This window comes from Knoellia remsis (assembly GCF_003002895.1).
Lineage (GTDB): Bacteria > Actinomycetota > Actinomycetes > Actinomycetales > Dermatophilaceae > Knoellia > Knoellia remsis.
In genome coordinates, this window is record NZ_PVTI01000056.1 from 1 (window position 1) to 2,434 (window position 2,434).

Annotated in this window: 1 protein-coding gene; it reads right to left on the reverse strand. The window is 63.9% G+C overall.

All coding sequences use genetic code 11. The features are described from left to right. Window positions 1-60: 60 nt before the first annotated feature. Window positions 61-1,932, reverse strand: a complete 1,872-nt coding sequence (locus tag BCF74_RS16930; RefSeq protein WP_106299095.1) for a type I restriction enzyme HsdR N-terminal domain-containing protein — start codon at window positions 1,930-1,932, stop codon at window positions 61-63. Window positions 1,933-2,434 lie beyond the last annotated feature (502 nt).

Sequence of the window (2,434 nt, forward strand, 5' to 3'; positions counted from 1 at the left end):
CCCGCGGCTTCCGCAACCGCGACAACTACCGCCTCCGCATGCTCCTCATCGGCGGCGGCCTCAACCTATGACCCCACACTCATCGGCGAAGAGCCCGAAAACCCCGTTGGGGGACTGCATGCCTTCCGGGGTGACGTTGATAATCCAGCCGTTGGAGCAGGTGCGCCGAAGGTACTTACGCATGCCCTTGAATCCGGGTCCGGCGAGGTAGCCGCTCGCGGTGATGAAGCAGATGACCCCGTTGCCGCCGTCGGTGATGTCGGGTTCATTTGTGGACTCGAAAACCTTCCAGGTGGCCCATCGCCAGAAGTAGGTGTACAGGTTTGACAGGTGCCGTTCGTGGACGCCGTTTCCCGCGAACCGGAACGCGTGCAGTGGTGGAGCACTGGTTTTGGAATCGGTGCCGTTCTCGATCCATCCGCCCATTCCGCCTGCGTGGTCCTTGTAGGGCGGGTTTCCGATGCAGACCTGCACGTTGCGCTCCCGCTTCATCCGATTCGCCTGCTGTCGCTGCAGAGCGATGAGTTGCGCGGTGAAAGGCAGGTTCTGCTCACCAGCGACAGTCGGATCTTCGAGAGTGTCGGCAACGAAGAGGTTAAGGCCATTAGCGGGGAGTGCGACTCCTGCCTCGCGCAAGGCGCGCGTGATGCGGAGTTCCGCAACCGAGAACGGCCCCGATTGCAGTTCGATGCCGTACAACCGGTCGACGACGCTGCTCATGGCCTCAGGCTTCGCGCCAGCGCCGCGATGCACGAGGGCTGCTTCCTCTCCGACGTGGCGGATGATCGAGAGCGGGAATGTGCCGGTCCCCATCGCCGGGTCGACAATGCTTACGTTGGCGTCGCGCAGGCCCTTCGGTTTGTTCATGTACTCCTTCAACGCCAGGTCGGTCAGCCGAGTCATGGCGTCTACGACGGGCACGGGTGTGTAGTACGAACCCGACTTGCGACGACGATCGGGGTCGTAGGTGCCGAGGAAATCCTCGTACAGGTGCAGGTGGAGGTTCTGCGTGCGGGCGTTGAGCCGAGGCCAGTCGGTGTGCCCTATGACACGGCTGATCAGCTCGATCGCTCGTGCTACTGCGGTGTTGCGAACATGTTCCGTGAGCAGATTTAGGGTTCGCCCCATCAGCGTGTGGTTCGCTTCGAGACGCTGGGCCACATCGTGCAGCGACAAGTTGACCAAGTCGATGCCTTCGTCGAGCGCAAGGAGCAGCGCGAAGACAACTGTCTGTGCGAACCCGTCGGAGAATTCGGCGTCGGTGGCCTGCGGGAACAGGAGGCGTCGCCAATCAGCGCGGATGCCCAGGAAGGGCAGAGACGACGGGTCGGCTCCAGCTCTCTGAGCGCGTCGTTCCTCGGTGAGCGCGTCTTGGACTTCCTCACGCAGCAGGCGTGCAAGCGGGGCGAGGGTCTCCACAAGGCGGCTGACTGTGGTGATGATCGTAGGAGACCAGCGGAGGAAGTCGCTGAAGACCAGCTCGAGGCGGTCTGGCGCGGTGAGCGGGTCCGGCGCCCGCACCAAATTCGACGCGTGCACTGAAACAGGGTCGCCTTGGGGCTCCCCGTAACTCCAGTGCCGGAACTCGGTGCCGTTGGTGTGCAGAAGGTTGGGCAATTCCTTGAGCCGCTGCCATTGCTTGTAGTTGTGCGATGACCGCGAGTAGGTCCTCGGGTCTAGGCTTGTTCCCGGAGCCTTGACTTCGAGGTGGCCGATGAGGATGCCGTTGACCCGGATGCCGAAGTCCGGCTTCACGGCGCCGCCTTGCTCAGCGACCTGGCTGTGCGCAACGACGGTCAGCCCGAGTGAATGCCCAACCTGCTCGACCAGGTGCGTCACCGGTGTTATCAGGGCCGCCTCGGGCTCCCCTGGCCCATTGAGTCGGGTCCTGGCCTCTCGGCCGTAGGCAGCGAGGGCTTCGGTGAACGTCATTTGGTGGGGGCTCTCCTGCTGGGTCGCGTCTGCTGTATCGACGGCCGAGCAAGTGCGCTGTACCGACAGCCAGAGCGGCCACGATGGGCGCCCCTTCCTTCTGTCAACCGTCGGCACCACTCTATGGACGGATGTAACAAGAGCGTAGGATTCGTCGCACTTCGTCTGCCAGATTCGGCCAAGCCTGGCCGTCGCGGTCTTCCGGGCCGACCGCCGCCCCCGGCTACTAGATCGGGTCTAGGACGGCCGGGCCGCACGCGTCCGCGCCTCCCACGTGTCCTGAGCGCCCTGCGATGGCTTGGAAACGGGTGAGCCGCCGGTCTGTGCCCCCCTTAGAGGGCGGAACCGGCGGCTCACCTAGTTCCCGGCTGCCGGGACGTAATTTCCCGATCAACCCATGGCGGTGGCGGGTCAAGTCCGGATCGGTGGTGTACGACGGTGATCCGTCGAGGGTTGTGGTTTAGGCGTTGATGGCGCCGGCGATCAGCTCGGTGGTCACCTC

Coding starts and splice junctions, on each gene's coding strand:
- BCF74_RS16930 (WP_106299095.1), bottom strand. CDS start 1,932: ATGACGTTCACCGAAGCCCTCGCTGCCTACGGCCGAGAGGCCAGGACC.